The sequence below is a fragment of the uncultured Mucilaginibacter sp. genome (genome assembly GCF_903913935.1).
In the GTDB taxonomy this organism is placed as follows: domain Bacteria; phylum Bacteroidota; class Bacteroidia; order Sphingobacteriales; family Sphingobacteriaceae; genus Mucilaginibacter.
The window spans coordinates 1-18,660 of the sequence record NZ_CAIWNH010000265.1; the positions used below are offsets into that span (position 1 = coordinate 1).

General features: G+C 44.4%; 16 protein-coding genes. 6 read left to right on the forward strand and 10 right to left on the reverse strand.

Going from position 1 to position 18,660, the window contains the following annotated elements:
• The 6 genes from QZY09_RS10265 to QZY09_RS10290 form a co-directional block, all read right to left on the reverse strand.
• On the reverse strand, positions 1-1,457 hold a 1,457-nt coding region (locus QZY09_RS10265; protein WP_295672048.1), incomplete at its 3' end, for a tetratricopeptide repeat protein.
• 109 nt (positions 1,458-1,566) lie between these two features.
• The gene (locus tag QZY09_RS10270; protein WP_295672050.1) at positions 1,567-2,382 is read right to left on the reverse strand and encodes a hypothetical protein; all 816 of its coding nucleotides are present in this window, start codon (positions 2,380-2,382) and stop codon (positions 1,567-1,569) included.
• A gap of 220 nt (positions 2,383-2,602) precedes the next feature.
• The gene (locus QZY09_RS10275; protein WP_295672051.1) at positions 2,603-3,277 is read right to left on the reverse strand and encodes a hypothetical protein; all 675 of its coding nucleotides are present in this window, start codon (positions 3,275-3,277) and stop codon (positions 2,603-2,605) included.
• A 25-nt stretch (positions 3,278-3,302) separates the two neighbouring features.
• Positions 3,303-4,154, reverse strand: a complete 852-nt coding sequence (gene ygiD / locus QZY09_RS10280; RefSeq protein WP_295672053.1) for a 4,5-DOPA dioxygenase extradiol — start codon at positions 4,152-4,154, stop codon at positions 3,303-3,305.
• A 170-nt stretch (positions 4,155-4,324) separates the two neighbouring features.
• Positions 4,325-4,906 carry a Crp/Fnr family transcriptional regulator gene (locus QZY09_RS10285; protein WP_295672055.1) on the reverse strand — a complete coding sequence of 194 codons (582 nt, stop codon included), beginning with the start codon at positions 4,904-4,906 and terminating at the stop codon, positions 4,325-4,327.
• A gap of 152 nt (positions 4,907-5,058) precedes the next feature.
• Entirely contained in the window at positions 5,059-5,703 is a 645-nt protein-coding gene (locus QZY09_RS10290; protein ID WP_295672056.1) for a DUF6377 domain-containing protein, read from the reverse strand.
• Between the two features lie 348 nt (positions 5,704-6,051).
• Between QZY09_RS10290 and QZY09_RS10295 the strand changes: the two genes are divergently transcribed.
• Complete coding sequence (locus QZY09_RS10295) at positions 6,052-7,044, forward strand: LacI family DNA-binding transcriptional regulator (RefSeq protein WP_295672058.1); 993 nt, start codon at positions 6,052-6,054, stop codon at positions 7,042-7,044.
• Positions 7,045-7,065: 21 nt separating this feature from the next.
• Here the strand turns inward: QZY09_RS10295 and QZY09_RS10300 are convergent, their stop codons facing one another.
• Both QZY09_RS10300 and QZY09_RS10305 read right to left on the reverse strand, forming a co-directional pair.
• Positions 7,066-8,622, reverse strand: coding sequence for a glycosyltransferase family 39 protein (locus QZY09_RS10300; RefSeq protein WP_295672060.1), 1,557 nt, complete (start codon positions 8,620-8,622; stop codon positions 7,066-7,068).
• A gap of 97 nt (positions 8,623-8,719) precedes the next feature.
• Positions 8,720-11,335 carry a M14 family metallopeptidase gene (locus tag QZY09_RS10305; RefSeq protein ID WP_295672062.1) on the reverse strand — a complete coding sequence of 872 codons (2,616 nt, stop codon included), beginning with the start codon at positions 11,333-11,335 and terminating at the stop codon, positions 8,720-8,722.
• 252 nt (positions 11,336-11,587) lie between these two features.
• Here QZY09_RS10305 and recQ point away from each other — a divergent pair, with 252 nt between their 5' ends.
• From recQ to QZY09_RS10325, 4 genes are all read left to right on the forward strand, one after another.
• Complete coding sequence (gene recQ / locus QZY09_RS10310; RefSeq protein ID WP_295672064.1) at positions 11,588-13,753, forward strand: DNA helicase RecQ; 2,166 nt, start codon at positions 11,588-11,590, stop codon at positions 13,751-13,753.
• Between the two features lie 64 nt (positions 13,754-13,817).
• Complete coding sequence (murF, locus tag QZY09_RS10315) at positions 13,818-15,155, forward strand: UDP-N-acetylmuramoyl-tripeptide--D-alanyl-D-alanine ligase (RefSeq protein ID WP_367119207.1); 1,338 nt, start codon at positions 13,818-13,820, stop codon at positions 15,153-15,155.
• 99 nt (positions 15,156-15,254) lie between these two features.
• Complete coding sequence (locus QZY09_RS10320; protein ID WP_295672066.1) at positions 15,255-15,422, forward strand: hypothetical protein; 168 nt, start codon at positions 15,255-15,257, stop codon at positions 15,420-15,422.
• Positions 15,423-15,586: 164 nt separating this feature from the next.
• The gene (locus QZY09_RS10325) at positions 15,587-15,979 is read left to right on the forward strand and encodes a hypothetical protein (RefSeq protein ID WP_295672069.1); all 393 of its coding nucleotides are present in this window, start codon (positions 15,587-15,589) and stop codon (positions 15,977-15,979) included.
• A 66-nt stretch (positions 15,980-16,045) separates the two neighbouring features.
• On the opposite strand, the gene QZY09_RS10330 is transcribed toward QZY09_RS10325, so the two are convergent.
• Together QZY09_RS10330 and QZY09_RS10335 are read right to left on the reverse strand one after the other, a co-directional pair.
• Positions 16,046-16,264, reverse strand: a complete 219-nt coding sequence (locus tag QZY09_RS10330; RefSeq protein WP_295672071.1) for a hypothetical protein — start codon at positions 16,262-16,264, stop codon at positions 16,046-16,048.
• A 111-nt stretch (positions 16,265-16,375) separates the two neighbouring features.
• Positions 16,376-17,512 carry an FAD-binding oxidoreductase gene (locus QZY09_RS10335; protein WP_295672073.1) on the reverse strand — a complete coding sequence of 379 codons (1,137 nt, stop codon included), beginning with the start codon at positions 17,510-17,512 and terminating at the stop codon, positions 16,376-16,378.
• A gap of 160 nt (positions 17,513-17,672) precedes the next feature.
• On the opposite strand from QZY09_RS10335, the gene QZY09_RS10340 reads away from it, so the two are divergent.
• Positions 17,673-18,365: a zinc metallopeptidase gene (locus QZY09_RS10340; RefSeq protein WP_295672075.1), complete on the forward strand. Its 693-nt coding sequence runs from the start codon at positions 17,673-17,675 to the stop codon at positions 18,363-18,365.
• The last annotated feature ends 295 nt before the right edge of the window (positions 18,366-18,660 follow it).

Here is an 18,660-nt window from a genome sequence, read left to right on the forward strand (position 1 = left end):
GCCAGTTTTAAGCTATCCTTTTCATCTGCGGCAACGAGGGTTATTTTGGTGATAGTACGCTTTAGTGCGGTTTCCTGCTGCAACCATTGCAACGGGATCCCGCTGCCTGCCTTTATTTTTGCTTCCCGCAGATACAAAGAGAGTACATTAGCCTTGTTTTCTTCGTCGAGGCGAAAAGCCTGCTCTAAGTAAGCCCGGTTGTTGGTAAGCCCGAACAATTGCAGGCAAATATTAATAGGTTGCTGGTGTGAGGCATATTTTTTATCTGTAATCAGCAGCCTCGATTCATCATTATCATAAACCCGCTCCACATAATTGGCCAGTTTGTAAAATGCAAGGTAAGTTTGCAGTGATGCCTCCAAATCCTTCACCTTGCCACGTTCAGTGTACATTTTTTTAAACGCGATGGCTTTAGCATTTAGTGTTTCCAGCAGTTCCATTGTATTAAATACACTTGTAAAGGTTGCCGGGTTGTCGTAAATATCCCTGCCGCGATAACCAAATACCAGGTTGTTGATTGATTTTTGGTAATAAGATAAAGCGGTAAGTGTTTGCCCTTTTTCAAACCACAAGTCGCCAAAATATTTTAAGGTGATGCCATAGTCAGTAAATTTACGCCCCTGGTTGGTCTTCGTATTTAAGTCAGCAGCTTTTTGCAGATAAACAGCGGCAGGTGCATAATCCTTTTCTCCAAAATATGCCCGGCCCAAATCATTGAACTTTTTTTGATCATTGTATTTTACCTTGTTCAGGTATTGAATGGATTCGGCGTATTTTCCCTTAGCCAGGTATGCGGACCCAATATTGTGCAATAAAGCATCCGTTTCAATACCATACGGGAGCAGGCCCTGGTAGATTTTGAGGGCCTCATCGTATCGTTTTAGTTTTTTTAAGGCCGATGCCAGGTTATTTTGGTAAACAACCAAAAAGGTTTTAACATAAACCGGGTGGTCGGTTAATGTCGATATGGCCTTTTGGTAATAGGTTACACTCTGATTGTAATTCCCAGATGAGTAGGCGATTACGCCAAGCGTGTTATAAAGCCGTTCCAGTTCGCTAACCTTTGGGTAGTTGTCTGCAATATGCTCAGCCTTGCTGTAATAAATAGCAGCGCTGTCCGGCTGGTCAAGCTGGTAATAGGCATTGCCGCAATAAACCAGGGGCTTAAAAAAAGCCGAATCTCTAATATCGGGCAGATTCTCTTTCAGGCTTATCGCGTTTTTCAAATAAATAACTGATTCCCTTTGCCTGTTTAATACCTGCAAAAACGTAGCCGTTGAAATATATGCCCTGAAAAGAAAATGATCGTCAATATGTTTAGCGGAAAGAAAACGAACCACCTTAACATAGTTTGAAAGTGCTTCCTTATCCGTATTAGCTGACGGGGTAGCCGAATTGGAGAGTTTTTCGGCCCGGTAATACAGCCGTTTATAATCTGTCCGGTTCCTTTCAGACACCCGGGGCTTTTGAAATAAAAAAAAGGCAGATAATATACAGATGTATAATTTCACCAAATGCATGGAATAAATATACCCAAATATACGTATCTGTTTTTATTAAAATATTTTAGCGGCTTACTACGATGATACAGGGCGGCCTTGGCCTGCCGGGTTTATTTTGCGCAGAAGTAAAAGCCATCGGCGCGGATGCAAGGGACGCAAATCGGTTGATGGGTGCGGCCAATATGGTCGTTTTCCGTTCGGTAAGAATATCCTGCAGGTATTGCGGAATTTCACTGGCAGTTCGGTAAAAATAGATCTTCACATTCAGGCCGTTTAATGCTTCTTTGCTTTGGTCGTTTATTTTGTACTGCAGCTTCACTTCCTGTGTCGAACCGGTATCAATTAACTGGTCGCGTACTGATTTTGCCAGATTGATGGTTCCGTCGGCCGGGTTTACTTCTATTCCCGCGTTTTTGCAGCCGCTGTTAGTATCGAACGTACTGCCATTATTAATTTGTGGGATCGGTGCCCCTGCATCGGCATTATAAATGGGGGAGGCAATACTGTCGCCTGCCGCAAGGTTAAAAATTTTGTCTCTATAGTTGATACCCGAAATGGTGATAAAAGCATTTTTAATATTCCCCGAGGTCGGGTCAGTAAAGGTGACTTTAAATTTCAACCCGGTTTCGCTGTTATTGACATCAATAGCGCCCGTGACCTGGTCAATTTTAAGCCCACCAGGGAAAGAGGTATACGAGCCCTGTACAGCGCTGACCGGGTATACTATGTTCTGATTCGCATTTTGGATATAGAGTACGGAATCAGCATAGAGCGGTTTTACCGGGATAATTGTGTTAACGGCAGGCGCTTTGTCCTTCTTACACGATGATTGTATAAAAAAAGCAAAGAGCAGCACTAAAAAGATAAGCCATTTATACATTTTAATTTCCGGGTATTTCAACATAACCTGTTATGACAAAAGATAAAACTAAGTAGGGAACAAAATATTATAATAAATACCTGTCGCGTGCTTTAATTGATCTTATTTATTACTTAGTACGCACCAAAACAAGAAAGGTAACCATTGTTATCGATTTTTTTTTCTAATTCTTAGAACCCATCCAGTTATTGAAAACAGTCGATATCCAGCACCCACTTCTTTATCCCATCCACGCCGCCACATCCGCCATTTCTTCGGCAGTAATCTGGTGCGCTATCGGGTATTCGTGGTAAGTAAGCCTTACATTTAATGATTCCAGATAAGTTTTTGCCTCCCGCCCGTAAGCAATGGGTAGCACGGAGTCATGCAAACCGTGGGCAACAAAAATATTTAAACCGGCCAGTACCGGGTTTGGTTGCACCGATGGCCTTATTTGTTGAAGGATCCTTCCACTCATGGCTATGATGCCTTTTACTGTTTCGGGCGCAGTAAGTCCCACACTGCAACTCATGATAGCGCCCTGGCTAAAGCCACCCAGGTACACATCTTCCAATGTATATTTTTGCTTTACCTGCCGGATAAATTGCCGTATAAGGTCCCTGCTCTCCGCTTCCTGCTGCTCCTTGATCACGGGGTTACCTGTCGAAAAATCAACTTCAAACCAGGCATACCTGCCACTGCCAAGGGTATTTGGCCCCCGCGCAGAGACAAGTAGCAAATCGTCAGGAAAATAACCGGAAAGGTTAAACATATTTTGTTCGTTGCCGCCTACGCCGTGCATTAAAATAAGGGCCTTTTTTTTGCCGGCGGCTGGCTGCAGTTCATTAACCAGGTATTTTAAAACGAAATCCTCCTGCAATGCAGTGGGATTTGGTTGATTTGTCGATAATATCATCCTTACTTTATAAATAAAATCTATATCAATTTATCGGGTCGAATTTAACCGAAGTCATCGTTAATGATCCGCCAACGGCCTGGTCATTAAAAAAAGAAACCGCGTCATTTTTACCTTTCAAACCCAGCGTATAGATCAAAGGCAAATAATGTTCAGGGGTAGGAATGGCCATCATGGCTTCCTGTCCCAGGCGTTCGTAATGGATCAAACTATCATGGTCCCCGCTAACGATCAGGTCTTTAAAAGTGCCGTTGATCTGTTTCGCCCAATCGTAGCCATAGTTGGGTTCGTACAACCTGTCCCAGGCCACCATCCGCAAATTATGCACAATGTTGCCGCTGCCTATAATCAGTACACCTTTATCACGCAGCTGCTCAATTTCTTTAGCCAGCTCGTAATGGTAAGCCGCATCTTTGGTATAGTCGATGCTCAATTGCAAAACCGGGATGTTCTCCAAAGGATACATATGCCTAACAATGGTCCAGGTTCCGTGGTCAAGGCCCCAGTCGTGCGATAATTCTACTTCAGTTGAATGGATCATCGCGGCAGTCTCCTGCGCTAAAGCCGGGTCGCCGGGTGCCGGGTATTGCACGTCAAACAACTCCTTGGGGAAGCCCCCGAAATCGTGAATAGTCCGCGGGAAATCCATCGCGGTAACTTTGGTGCCTTTGGTAAACCAATGCGCCGAAACCATCAGCACCGCTTTGGGTACCGGGATCTCCTTTGCCATTGCTGTCCACCGCCTGCTAAACTCATTATCTTCAATCCCGTTCATAGGCGAGCCGTGCCCGACAAACAACACCGGCATACGGTAGGCTTTTTTTTCGAGTGTGTTTGTGAAATTCTTTAATCCCCTAAGGGTATTTATATCAGTCATTTTTATTTTCCTCTATTTTAATATGCTTTAGCAAACCCGAAAACTTGTTCGTTTTGTTTGCTGGCCTATATTTTAACATACAAAAATACGCTAAACACGGGCCGATTCCATTGAGCGCAGGCAAGAAAAAGCATTGATTTAAATCAATCGTTCGGGCTGATCAAACAAACTTACCGGGCTGTTGCTATCCTTTTGCGGATGCGGCTTAATGTTTCAGGGCTAAGGCCAAGGTACGAAGCGACCATGTGCTGCGGTACCCGCCGCGCGATATTGGGATATAGGTTAATAAAATTCTGGTACCGCTGTTCCGGGCTTAAACTAATCATTGCATTTACCCTTTTTTGCATCGCAAGGTATGCGCCGGTAATTTGCATCGAAGTATAAGTTTCAAATTTGGGCACTTTTTTCAAAATCTCGTCCTGAGCCGATTTGGTCAACAGCACCAGTTCGCAATCGTCCAACGCGTCAATATTATAGGTTGCCGGTTCGCCGGTTATAAAACTGTACAGGTCAGAAATAAGCCACCCTTCCAAAGCAAACTGCAGAACATGCTCATTCCCGTTTTCATCCACCGAATATTCACGCAGCGCACCTTTTTCAACAAAGGCAATGGCTTTGCAAACATCCCCGGCCTGTAGCAAATATTGTTTTTTACGAAGTCTTTTGGGTTGCAGGTGATGAGTGATGATCTCCTTTTCGGCGCTGGTAAGGTCAACACTTTCGTTTAGCTTTTGGAAGAACCGTTCGTACATATTACGGTGTTAAATTCACGGATCAAGATAAACTAAGTAGCGCAAATATCCAACCACAAAGTAAATAGGTGAAGGCGGGACTAAAAACCAAAAAGGCTTGCAATGTTATATGTAGCGCCTGACCTGTTTCAAGGTTTGCACATGTGGTTATTTTATGCTGACCGGCTATAAACCGGCCTGTCAAAACAGGCGGTGTTGATGGCGAGGATATTGTGGTCAAACTGGTTAGCAGGCACTTTCGATTTGGCTTTGATCCTCATTTTATACACGTAAATGGTGCGTTCACTGTATTCCAGGATCCCCGCAATGGTTTCGCAATCGGCAATACCAAGGCGTACCAGCGCAAAAATTCGGAGGTCGGTAGGCAGGGGCTGGTTTTCTTTTGGCCAGATCTGGTCCTCAGGATGGAGCATTGCGTTAAATTCTGATAGGAATGTGGGGAAGATCTTTAAAAAGGCAACATCGAAATCGTTAAAAAATACTTCGCGCTCCTTGCGGATGTTGATCTCGTTGAAGGATAAACCTATTTCATCATATTTTTTTACCATCACCTTGCGCTCCACACTTCGTTTGATCTTTTCTATTTTAAGCAGGTACCCGGATATTACATTTACCAGGCTGCCGATATATTCCTCAGTAATCCGCGCTTTTTCAGCCAGGCTGGTGTTTTGCTGTTCCAGCAGGTCATTTTTTTGCAGCGCATCCGCAGCCAAAGCAGCTGCACGCCTTAACCGAACAAATAAAACCGCCGTACAGGCCATCAATACCGCAGCCGCGAAAAAAAATATCACTATCATATTTTTGCAATTATCACTATTAACAAACCTTCCAAAAGCACAATAAAAATTTTTAATATGCCGGTATAACCGGCCTGGTTCAATTGGTATGCTGACATAAATCTATGTTTTAAAATCGACTGTTTTATCGCCCGGGAAGCAGAAACACACCAAAATCCAACCGCAAACGTTTGCGGTAATGTTTGCGGTTGAAAAATAGCCGGGAGAAGCCGCTTATTTTGAGCCACATATCGATTAAACAAGCCTCATGAGCAACACGGAAATACTAATCAGCATGATTAAAAGCGGACCGCTGACAAGTGTTATTTCAAAAAAATAGCTACTTTTATTCACCAATTATTTTACACGATGTCTGAAGTTACTTTGAAAAAGCTTGCCGATCTGCTCAACCTGAGCATCTCCACGGTTTCAAGGGCGCTTAAGGACCATGATGATATATCTGCCGAAACCAAAAACCGTGTTAAAGAACTGGCCACCATACTTGATTATGAGCCAAATTCCTATGCGGTTAACCTGCGCAATAATTTCAGCAGGGAATTTGCGGTGATCATTCCCTCTATCGCCAATGACTTTTACCAGTCTTTTATCAGTTCGCTGGAAAAAGAGGCGCGGCTCAACAGTTATTCGCTATTCATCCTGCAATCAGGCGACGACCCGCAAACCGAGCTCGAATGTATAAAACGCTGCAAACAAAACCGGGTAGCCGGCATATTTGTATCCATCACTCAAAAAACAACGGACATCAGTCATTTTTTAAAACTCGAGGACAGCCACATCCCGGTAATTTTTTTCGACAAAGTGCCTGCCCCGGACGCCTGTAATAAAGTTTGTGTGGATGACATATCAGCAGCGCTCCTGTCAGCCGAAACTTTGATCCTCAAAAAGAAAAAAAATATCCTCGCTATTTTTGGAAACGAACAGCTTTCCATAACTCAAAAAAGGCTAAATGCTTTTAAGGACACATTCACCCGTCACAACGCTGGCGCCTGTCTTAGTATTTACCACGCAGACACATCGGCAACTGCATACCAATATACTATGGAACAGTTAGCGCAACCGCAACAACCTGATGTTATATTTTGTATGAGCGATGAAATACTGATTGGGGTAATGCGGGCGGTTCAAACATTCGGCTTACGGCCACCCGCTGACATCGGCATTTTAGCGATCAGTGAAGGGCAGATCCCAACATTCTACGTCCCACAGATCACTTATATTGAAACCAGCGGTTTTAAATTGGCGAAACTGGCCTTCTCCCGCATGCTCGCCTGCCTTGCCGGAAGCACGGCGTTTCTGGAACTAAAAACCGAATCAATTATTGTTGAAGGCGGCTCAATTTGATACCGGCACAACGCTATTAACTTACTTATCGCCGGCGGTTTGCTGCCCTTTGTACCCATTTAACCTAATAACGTAGTATTCCTTGCAAATCATCCCGCCCCGGTATTCAGGAAAGATGAGCGCGAAATTATAGTTGCGAAATTCACCCGTTACCTTATTGAAATTTTTGAATGAAAACAAATTAGAAGGGATGACCAGGTAGGCGCTTTCGCCCTTCAATAATGGCCTTTTATAATCATTCATCCAGTAGTACTGGTGAAGGCTGAAAGCATCACCCAAACCCCAGGTTTCAACACCTGCCGGTTCGCCGATATAGTAATCAATATGCGCGGCGGTGATCCAGTCGGCGATAATAACTGGTGCCTGCGCGGGCATCACTCTCATTGCGAGATCCATACGGTGAAGAGAATCAAATTTCATTCCGGCCTGCCTCCAGCCATACATATCTAATGTAGCATCGTCAGCCCCCATTTTCATGCCCTGTTTTTCTGCCGATAGCGTACCGGGGAAATAATTAATGCTTAAAGCCCCCAGCAATACCACCAGTACAAAATAAGCTATGCTAAACTTTAAAACCCGGGGTGTCCGCCTTTTGCCGTGTTCCGGCTTAACCGCCAGCTGAACCGCAGGCAACAGCAACAAGGTACTTAGTGCGGGTCCGGGCCAGTGCGGCAATACTTCATTAAACAAACTGATTAGCAGCACGATAATGATCAATGGCAGGCTACATAGCAACAGCATCTTTAATTCATTTTTCCCTGCCAGCAATTTGCCCCTGACGGCTGCATATATACCGATACAAAGGAGTACAAAATGTATTGGCCCTGTTGAAAACACAATCGATATGAATTGTTTAAGGAACCGGGCGCTATTAACCGGTGAACCGGCGATAGTTACCCGGCTGCTGTGAAACCGGTAACTTATAAAATCGTGCTGAATATTCCAGAGGAGGATTGGCGATATGATGATGACCGTAATTCCCATCGCCATAAAAACATATTTATTTTTAAATGCGGTGCGGTTGTAAAACAACAAATACATCACCGCTCCCAGCCATAAGAGCACACCATGCACCTTACACATAATGGATAAACCTGCAAAAAGGCCAAATAGCAGCCATTGATAGCCATACTGCGGTTTACCGGGGGCAAGGCGGACAATTTTGATGAGCGTGTAAACGGAAGCCAGCCAGAATACCATTTGCGGGCTGTCGGGCAAAATAAAGGCCGCTATGCTCATACCCGCATAAATAGAAGTGGCATACAGCAGTGCGGCAAACCAGCCTGCCCTGGCATTGTAAAGCGCAGTACCGATCTTAAACATCAGCCATATACAAATGGCGGAAGACACGATCGCCCCGAGCCGTACAAAAATTTCGCTATGGAGCGATAAATTTAGGGTTGTTAAGCGGATCAGCCAGGCAACTATGGGCGGGTGGTCAAAATAGTTCCATTGCATTTGGGTTGCCAGTGCGCGGTAATAGGCCTCCACATTACTCAACTCCTGGGTGCAGGCACTGAATATCTTAATTAAAGTTGAAACCGTTATAAGGTAAAAAAGTTGTTTGCGGTAATTCAAAGCTGGTTGTTGTGCATCAAGTTTAAAAAAAGATTCTGTTTACATCCTGAATTAAACAGGTAACCATTACGCTTAAACCAGCTAACTGCCCACCGGTTTACTGCCCCACCATAAATACCGCATTGCTGAAAAGCAATTTCCCATTCTCCCAAAAGCTGCGGAAGATAGGGTCATCAACCATATAGATCACATTGCCACGGCCCATTGGCTGCACACCAATCAGCATCCCGTCCTTAATTTTATCCTTGCTCTTTTGCCCCACAAATCCGGAAATGTACCCGTCTTTTTTAACAGTGCCCACATTCCAGTCGTTTTCACCCAGGTAATCATAAATATCATCGCTCAGTTTAAGTGAATAATAGTAGGATTGCAAGCCGAAGCCCAGCGGGTGGGTGTTATCGAGATTGATCTTATAGATCGCTCCCGGTACCGTTGCGCGAATAGCATCCAGGTCGCGGTTAGCGTACAAGCCTAAATTAGGAACTTTAGCTTTATCCTCTGTTTTATCATCTTTCTTCTCGTCTTTTTTGTCGTCTTTCCTTTTCAGGTCGAAACCTTTTTTGTCAGCAAGTTCAGCCACTGCATTTTGCATCACAATCAGTTTGCCGCCATCGCGTATCCAGCCCTGCAACCTTTCTGATGGAAAATCTTCATATTCGCCGTCAGCAAAAATGGCCACATCAAAATCCTGTAACCGCGCTCGTTTAAGATCCTGATACTTAACAAGCGTGATCGGGTATCCTATCTGCTGCTCAAATAAATGCCATACTTCGCCCATCGCCTCGGCAGACACGCCTTCACCCGCGATCAGTATCACATGTGGTGGGCGGATGTAATGCACCTCACCCGAACCAAAATCATGGCCCTTATCCACAAAACCTGACATTAAAGGAACGAGTTCATGGTTAAGACTGCCAGCCAATTTCGTTACATCACCATCAAAATCTGCCCGGTCATTACCCGCTCTTGTGATGAGCAGCGACCCTGCTGCAAACTTTTTACCACCGGCTTCAAATGGCTTTTCTGAATAGCGTACCTTAACTCCTTTTTTTAGCAGCGCCGCCAGAAATTTAACATCTGCCACTGATTGCCAGGCGGAAACATACGCATAGGCCCTTGGGTTAGCAATCGCTACCTCTTTAGTTGAGTACGTGGTTGATGAGACCGGTTTTAATGATTCTTTTACGCCATAGGCCGTTAAACCGTAAGCATACGGCAGCGACCACGCGGTGATATCATAAGTATTTGAATCCGCTACAAATGTCCGGGGTTCAAACAATACATTCAGCAAAACAGATTTTGATTGATACGCATTGATCACCAGGTCATTCGGGCCCGGGTTGTAGCTTTCCGTTTTACCGGTCACATAATCGTACCCGCTCACAGTCCCTTTAAGGCCAAAACCATATTCAATTTTATTCCTGGCAAGCAGGGTGGTGAGCGCGCTGATCTTGTCGCTGTTGTCGTTTTGTATCACATATGTTTTGTATTCCCCCGGCGGATTAATGCGGCTTTTATCATAAAACTTTTTAAATTCTTCCACCAGTTTCTGGGCGTTTGCAGATGCGGTTTCAATCGTACTGATACTGGTTGAATGGTGGTGGGCGATCCTGTCAGCAAGGGTTAAGGTATCGCCTGAACTGGTAACTATCGCAAGGCCTGCGCCGATCCCCCCCTGTTCATAGGTCATACCGATGGAGCCGCTATAGATAGGATAGGTATCACCATATGAGGGGTACAACAGGTCGAACTCTTGCCGCGTAAAATAAAGCCAGCCATTCTGGTCAAAATATTTAGCATTATTTTTACCGATAACGGTTTGAAAATCCCGCTGCCATTGGGTAATCACTTTGTGAAACGGTTCGGCAGCCGGCGCGAAATAATAAGGTGCATTATAGCCCTGTTCGTGATAGTCTACATGGATCTGCGGCAGCCATTGGTTAAACAGCGCTACCCTGGCCTGCGATTCCTTTTGAGTTTGCCATGCCCAGTCACGGTTCAGGTCGAAGTAGTAATGGTTTATCCTTCCCTGTGGCCATGGTTCTGAATGCTCACGGGCCGAAGGGCTGGCATTGGGCAACCCATCGCGCACTGAATTGTAAAAATGAACATACCTGTCGCGGCCGTCCGGGTTTAAGCAGGGGTCGATGACAACTAGCGTGTTTTTTAACCAGGCTTTTGTTTGCGTATTTGCCGGATCAACCAGGTCAAATAATACCTGCATAGACGTTTCGCTCGAAGCAGGTTCGTTGCCATGTACATTATAACTTAACCAGCAGATAACTGGAGTTTTGATGGTGGCAGCAGCAATTTCATCTGCGCTTGCGCTGGCACTAACCGTTTTTTCAATAATGGTGCTGGTATTTAAATTTCCAATTTTTCCAAAACTACCACACGTTGCCTCAACTTCCGTTAAACCAGCCAAATGGAGGTTGTTCTTCCTGATCTCTTCCAGCCTTCCAATGTTTTCGTCCGAGGCAACAAACATCGCCATCAGCGGCCTGCCCTCATTGGTACTGCCATATTGCACCAGCTTTACGTTTTTTGATACCTGCGCTATGTATTTGAAATATTCAATAATGCGGTAATGCGGTGTGTATTGCTCGCCCAATTTATATCCTAAAAATCGCTCGGGCGAACGAATCTCCTGGGAAAGGGCTGATGAAACAGCAATAAAAAAAGTAAAAAAAAGGCAGGTCAGCTTTCTGTTCATGGGGTCAGTATAGGAAGGCTAATTTAAAAAAATAATTTGTCTTAACCGGGATGAAAGAGATTTTTAGAATGATTTGGGTGTTAGGCATAAAGACCCTTCGTTAACGGCTGCTTTTTCTGCCTTTTACCCGGCGGAATTGGAAAGGTTATGAACTCTTATTTTTAAATGCATCAAACCTCTCCTCCTAAAATCCTAAAAATCTTAGTTCCGACAAAAATTTTCAGCACCTTTGCATATCATCACATCTAAACTATGGAACCTGTACACGCGCTTCAAAAATATTTCGGCTACAGTGCCTTCCGGCACGAACAGGGCGCCATTATCGATCATGTTTTAAACAAAAAAGATGTACTGGCGCTGATGCCTACCGGCGGCGGCAAGTCATTATGCTACCAGTTGCCGGCCGTTATGCTGGATGGGCTCACCATCGTAATTTCGCCGCTTATTGCCCTGATGAAGGACCAGGTGGATAGCCTGAATGTAAACGGAATACCGGCAGCATTCTTCAATTCGAGCCAAAATCCAGAGGAGCAGGTACAACTCACTACCAAACTCCGTAACAACCAAATCAAACTGCTTTACCTTGCGCCAGAACGCTTGTTCGGCAATGGGAGTAACATGATCGGCTTTTTAAAAACGCTGCCGGTTTCGCTCATCGCGATTGACGAGGCACATTGCATTTCGCACTGGGGGCACGATTTCCGGCCTGAATACCTGGCGCTGGCTGGTTTAAAGCTGGAGTTTCCTAACATTCCGGTTATAGCGCTAACTGCAACGGCGGATAAACTCACCAAAAAGGATATCCTCGAAAAATTAAACCTAAAGGACCCCGCTGTATTTATTTCCTCCTTTAACCGCGAAAATATTACCTATAGGGTGGTGCCCAAACGAAAAAGCCTTAACCAGTTGCTCGCTTTTTTAGACGAGCGAAAAGACGAGTCGGGGATCATTTATTGCCTGTCGCGTAAATCGACAGAATCTTTAGCCGCTGATTTGAAGGCCGAAGGTTTTGCAGCCGCGGCTTACCATGCCGGCCTGGACAATGCATTGAAAGCTAAAACCCAGGAGGCATTTTTGCGCGACGACATCAAGATCATTGTTGCCACCATCGCCTTCGGTATGGGTATCAATAAATCAAACGTACGCTATGTGGTGCATATCGATATGCCCAAAAACATTGAGGGCTATTACCAGGAAACCGGCCGTGCAGGGCGCGACGGGCTTCCCTCGGAAGCGCTGCTGCTGTATTCGCCAGGCGATGCCATTAAGCTGAAACAGTTTGCCATGATCGCCGATAACCCCGAGCAAAGCCAGGTGATGCTGAACAAGCTGAACGATATGGTACGTTATTGCCAGCTGCAGGCTTGCCGCAGGCAGTTTTTATTAAAATATTTCGATGAGGATTCTCCGCCAAACTGCGGCTCCTGTGATTACTGTTTAACCGAGTTTAAAAAATTCGACGGCACGCTCATCGCCCAAAAAGCATTGTCGGCAGTGGCCAGGTTAAAGGAGCGTTTTGGCTACACCTATGTGATCGACTTTTTGCGCGGCTCAAAAAATGAAAAAATAAGGGAAGAACATAAAGCACTAAAAACCTATGGCATCGGTGCCGACATCAGCAAAACCGATTGGCTGCGCTATATCCGCGAGCTCACTGGCATGGGCTATTTGTATGTTTCGGATGATGCCTACCCGGTGTTAAAACTCACGCCAAAAAGTGATGCGGTGCTTAAAGGACTGGAAAAGGTGATGCTGATTGAATCGCAAACTATTGAAGAACACCAGCATGCCGAGGCTGCATTCCCATTTGAGGCAGAACTGTTAACCGAACTAAAAAATATCCGCAGAGATATTGCACTGCATGAAAATGTGCCGGCTTATATCATTCTGTCAGATGCTACTTTGGTGGAGATTGCCACTTATCTGCCGCAAAGCCTGGATGAGCTGCGCCTGATCTCAGGCTTTGGTGAGATAAAACTGGCCCGGTACGGCCGCGAATTTTTATTGCCCGTAAAAGACTTTTGCGCACAGAAAGGTCTGACCTCCAAAATAAAACAAAAAACAACCAAGCGGGAGCGGAAAATAAAAACCGAACGGTCCGAAAGAAGCAGCAAACCGGCTGATACCGCTTTCCATACTTTTACTTTGCATAAAGCTGGCAAAACCATCCCGGAGATCGCCGCCGAACGCGGATTGGCCACATCTACTATTGAAGGCCATTTAAGTTTTTATATTTACACCGGCGCTTTGGAATTATCGACCCTGGTAACAGAAGAAAAAAAGAAAAAAATACAGGATGCCGTTGAAAGTTACGGCGCCGAAAAACTATCTCCGCTAAAAGAAGTTTTAGGAGAAGAATACAGTTATGGTGAAATACGGGCCGTAATTGCCTGGATGAGAAAGGTGGGGATGATATAGGCCTGTAGAGACGCAATATTTTGCGTCTCTACAAGAAAAAAATTAAGAACTGGAATATTTATTGATGATGACCTCTACAAAAGAGATTTACAAGCTTTTCCTTCAGCACCCGCTGATCAGTACCGATACCCGGAAAATATTACCCGGCAGCTTATTTTTTGCCCTGAAAGGCGAAAAGTTTGATGCCCATACTTTTGCAGAAAAAGCTATTGAAGCCGGGGCGGCCTACGTTGTAATTGATAACCCGGCCTATCAATTGACTGAAAAATACCTGCTGGTTGATGACGTCTTAACCGCGCTTCAGGACCTGGCAAGACATCACCGCCGGCAGCTAACGATCCCCGTCATCGGGCTAACGGGCACTAACGGCAAAACCACCACCAAGGAACTGATCAATTCGGTGTTATCGCAGCATTTTAAAACGCAGGCAACGCAGGGCAACCTCAATAACCATATCGGTGTGCCGCTTTCTATATTAACCATTGATGCCACACACGAAATAGCGGTGATTGAAATGGGCGCAAATCATCAAAAAGAGATTGAATTGCTTTGCAGCATAGCGCAGCCCAGTCACGGCCTCATCACCAATGTTGGCAAGGCTCATCTGGAAGGTTTTGGCGGCTTTGAAGGGGTAAAAAAAGGCAAGGGTGAGTTGTATGACTATTTGAAAAATAGTGGCGGAACGGTTTTTATCAACACAGACAGCTTTGAACTGATCCAAATGCAGCTGCATAGGGATATTGAAAATGTATACAACTACGGCACCCGGTCGGACATTAATTATATTTATGGCAAGCTTACCGAAAACGGGCCGTTCCTTTCGTTAAAATGGAACAGAAAAATCGGAACCGACGGGAACAAAGTAAAAACCCAATTAACCGGCGCGTATAACCTGGCCAATATCCTGGCAGCTATCTGTATCGGCGTTTTTTTTAACTTGTCAGATGAGGAGATAAATAAAGGCGTGGAGGGCTATCAGCCTAAAAACAACCGCTCGCAAATTACCCAGACGGCCACCAATACCCTGATTTGCGATTATTATAACGCCAACCCCAGCAGTATGCAGGTGGCTATTGAAAACATCGGCAAAATTAAGGCTGACCGGAAAGTGTTGATATTGGGCGATATGTTTGAATTAGGCGATGAAGCCGCAGCTGAACACACCGCCATCATACAAAAAGCGTTGGAAACACCTGTTGATCAGCGTATTTTTATTGGGAAAGAATTTGCTCACGCGGCAAAGTCCATAGACCATGGACCATGGACCATGGACAAAAATGTATTTTTCGATACTGCGGAAGATGCAATTACCGCCCTGAAAGCTAACCCAATAAAAAACTCAACCATTTTAATAAAGGGATCAAGGGGCATGGCTTTGGAACGGCTGGTGGAATTGTTTTAAACAGCGCGGATGGGGGATAACAAGCCGGCAGCGTGGTGATAGTTTGTGAAATTGTCCGGCAGAAGTAGTTTTATTTTTGTTGACTTTGACTTTAAAAAAATGATGGCGAAAGAGCATTGCAACCATCATCTGGGCGACTTCTACTCGTGGATGGCCGGCGATTTTGAAGTGAAACAAAAAGAGCTCCAGCAATTTTTGCATGAGCAAAATATTTTACCCCTTTCAACCATGAACGCCATCGACCTGGGTGCAGGGCATGGCATCTAAAGTGTCTCGCTTGCAAAGCTTGGTTTTCAAGTTAAAGCGATTGATTTTAACCAGCAGCTGTTAACCGAGCTTAAACAAAACAGTAAAAATATTGATATTGAGGTAATTGAGGACGATATCCGTTCTATAAAGAAATATGCCGATCCCCGGCCGGAACTTATCATTTGCTGGGGCGATACCTTACCCATTTAGACAGCGCCACCGAAGTTGAACAATTACTTTACTATTGTTGCGATACCCTATCCGCCGGCGTCAAATTGCTTCTTTCTTTTAGGGATTATACCACTGAATTATTGGATAACGAGCACTTCATTCCCGTTAAAAACGACGAGATTAGAATATTAACTTGTTTCCTGGAATATTTTCCTGAAAAGGTGGGCTTAATAGACCTGCTATACGAAAAAATACTAACAGGCTGGAAGCAAAGCCTAAGCTCGTATGAAAAAATTCGCCTGAAACCCGCATTTGTTAGAAATTGCCTTACGAAATCCGGTCTGGAAATTATTTTCGATGGGACTGTAAACAGAATGGTAACGGTTATTGCTATCAAAGAATAAAGTCCTTCCTCCCGCCTTACTTTATTAAACAAATCAGACGCCGGAATTCCGACATCCGAAATTCTATTAACTATAACTCTCTTTGATTTCCTTCATAACAGCCTCATGAGAACTTACGCGGCCATTTTTGATGTCATCCAGGCCTTCGTTGATCGCCTCTTTAAGATCAAGGTCGTTCTGAAGATGGAACAACGCGCTTTGAAGCCTCGCCCGCTCATTATTGTCTAAACTTTGCAGTGACGCTATAATATCATCGATATTTAATTTTTCATTTTCATTCAACATACCCGAAACTACGATTTTAAATTGGCAATGAATGTCATTTTTCCAAAATTCATCAACAAAACATCCGAAATCTGCCTGCCGGCAGGCAGTTCGAAATCCCGAAATCCGACATCAAAGCGCCAACTCCGCCACTTCCTCCCCCACCAAACTGCCCATCGCCACGCCCATTCCGTTACATCTAACTGCGCAAAAAATATTAGGTTCAACCTGTTTCACTATCGGGCTGATGTCTTCACCAAAACCCATAATACCACTCCACCAGTAATCAACTTCAAAATGCTGCCCGGGCAATATTACCTCTTTAAGATAATTTACCAGTTTGTTTTTCACTGTTTCGGTATGTCCAAAATCCCAGGTTTCTTCGGTTTTATAATCCAGATTACGCCCGCCCCCAAATAAAACACGGCCGTCAATATTCCTGAAATAATAGTAGCCTTCATCAAAATGGTAGGTACCTTTCAGTTTTAAGCCTTCAATTGGCCTGGTAATCAAAACCTGCCCCCTGCCGGGAATAACTTTCAATTTGGGAAACAGCTGGTTGGCAAACGCATTGGTGGCCAATATCACTTTCCCGGCTTTAAAATAGCCCTGTGACGTTTTCAGGTAGACGGAATTCCCCTCATTTTTAATTTCCCTGATCTCGCAATTGTTTAGAACAATCACTCCCTGGTCATAAACTTTTTTTAATAAAGACCGCATCATTTTGCCGGTATGGATTTGCCCCTCGTAAGGAGTATAGATCATCCGGCTAACTCCTTTAAAACCAAAATCTGTTATTTTGTCATTCGCAGCTGCATAAATGTCGCTGTGCCCAATGGCATCTTTAAATATTTTATTCAGTCTGTCCAACTGACCGAGGCAATAATCTCCCTTTTCTTTGTCGCCATCCATAAATATCTCATAGCCTCCATGCTGCTGGTAATCAATGGCTGCATCCCCAAGGTTTTCCCGCAGGCGCTGCAGCCCGCGCCATTTATAGCCCACCAGTCGGGCAACTTCCTCTTCGGTAGATTTTTCGAGCAGCACAAGTTGCTCAGATACAGAGCCAAAGCAGGCAAAACCGGCATTTTTGGTGCTTGCGCCGGTGGGTAAAAAGCCGCGCTCAATTACCAGCACATTTAGTGCGGGTTGCTGTTTTTTTAAATGCAGTGCCGCACTTAGCCCAACAATCCCACTGCCGATGACGATGATGTCGGCATTATCAATAAACGCGGTGCGTTCCCAGTACGAAAATGTGTTAGTTTCCAATTGATACGATGTTTTACGGAATACTTTTTGATTTACCTTGTAATATAGTTGAAAGTCAGGTGTCAAAAGTATTGAAATATTATTTCAGCTTATGTTTCCTGGCTTTAGAAATTAAAGTAAAAATAATAAAAACAGTTTATTCAGATTATTAAAGATAGATATGGGATTAGCATGGTTATTAATGATCGTCATCGCGATAGTGAGTTTTATAGTGCAAGGGCGGTTTAAAAGTAAATTTAATGAATACGCGCAAATGCCTTTGTTATCCGGGCTTTCGGGTCAGGACGTGGCGGAACGTATGCTGCGCGATAACGGTATTTATGACGTAAAGGTAATTTCGGTTGAAGGGCAGCTGACCGACCATTATAACCCCGAAGATAAAACGGTAAACCTTAGCCCTGACGTATTTTACAGCAGGAGCGTAGCATCTGCAGCTGTTGCCGCGCACGAATGCGGCCATGCAGTGCAGCATGCAAAGGCATACAGCTGGTTAAGCATGCGCACCGCAATGGTGCCTGTTATTAATGTGGCCTCAACCCTAACCCAATGGACATTATTTATTGGGGTGATGCTGTTGTTTTTTATGCACAACCCTTTTGTGCTGGCGATCGGGGTAGCAGCGCTTGCATTGGTGACTACATTCAGTTTTATTACCCTGCCGGTAGAGTTTGATGCCAGCAACCGGGCTATTGCCTGGCTAAACAACAATTATAGTGTAATGCAAACCAACCAGGAACATACACAGGCTAAAGACGCCCTTTGGTGGGCTGCCATGACTTACGTTGTTGCCGCCCTTAGTGCCTTGGCTACGTTATTATATTACGCATCATTCCTTTTTAACAGGAGAAACTAATCTTATTAGGGCTTTTTTTCATTCTCTAAATATTGACATCCCTTGTTTGCTGGTGCAGGCAGGGGATTGTTGTTAAAAAATAATTTAATAAATATGTCCGGGGTCATTTTGGTCGCTATCCCCTGTGCGTACTTTTATGTAATTCTTTCTATTACAGTCTATTTCCGGTTGTTTTTATAAATCAGGTGAGTCGTACTGGAAAAGGTTGTCACTTTTTTTTATAAAGTTAAGACTATTTGTTGCTTGTTTGTCGTGTTAGGATGTGGGGAACGCAGAGCGTTCTCCACATCCTAAC

What these genes read in the sequence shown, in the direction of transcription:
- QZY09_RS10320 (WP_295672066.1), top strand. Translation starts at nt 15,255, where the DNA reads ATGATGGCGAAAGAGCATTGCAACCATCATCTGGGCGACTTCTACTCG.
- QZY09_RS10270 (WP_295672050.1), bottom strand. Translation starts at nt 2,382, where the DNA reads ATGTATAAATGGCTTATCTTTTTAGTGCTGCTCTTTGCTTTTTTTATA.
- ygiD (WP_295672053.1), bottom strand. Translation starts at nt 4,154, where the DNA reads ATGACTGATATAAATACCCTTAGGGGATTAAAGAATTTCACAAACACA.
- QZY09_RS10305 (WP_295672062.1), bottom strand. Translation starts at nt 11,335, where the DNA reads ATGAACAGAAAGCTGACCTGCCTTTTTTTTACTTTTTTTATTGCTGTT.
- recQ (WP_295672064.1), top strand. Translation starts at nt 11,588, where the DNA reads ATGGAACCTGTACACGCGCTTCAAAAATATTTCGGCTACAGTGCCTTC.
- QZY09_RS10340 (WP_295672075.1), top strand. Translation starts at nt 17,673, where the DNA reads ATGGGATTAGCATGGTTATTAATGATCGTCATCGCGATAGTGAGTTTT.
- QZY09_RS10330 (WP_295672071.1), bottom strand. Translation starts at nt 16,264, where the DNA reads ATGTTGAATGAAAATGAAAAATTAAATATCGATGATATTATAGCGTCA.
- QZY09_RS10275 (WP_295672051.1), bottom strand. Translation starts at nt 3,277, where the DNA reads ATGATATTATCGACAAATCAACCAAATCCCACTGCATTGCAGGAGGAT.
- QZY09_RS10290 (WP_295672056.1), bottom strand. Translation starts at nt 5,703, where the DNA reads ATGATAGTGATATTTTTTTTCGCGGCTGCGGTATTGATGGCCTGTACG.
- QZY09_RS10295 (WP_295672058.1), top strand. Translation starts at nt 6,052, where the DNA reads ATGTCTGAAGTTACTTTGAAAAAGCTTGCCGATCTGCTCAACCTGAGC.
- murF (WP_367119207.1), top strand. Translation starts at nt 13,818, where the DNA reads ATGATGACCTCTACAAAAGAGATTTACAAGCTTTTCCTTCAGCACCCG.
- QZY09_RS10285 (WP_295672055.1), bottom strand. Translation starts at nt 4,906, where the DNA reads ATGTACGAACGGTTCTTCCAAAAGCTAAACGAAAGTGTTGACCTTACC.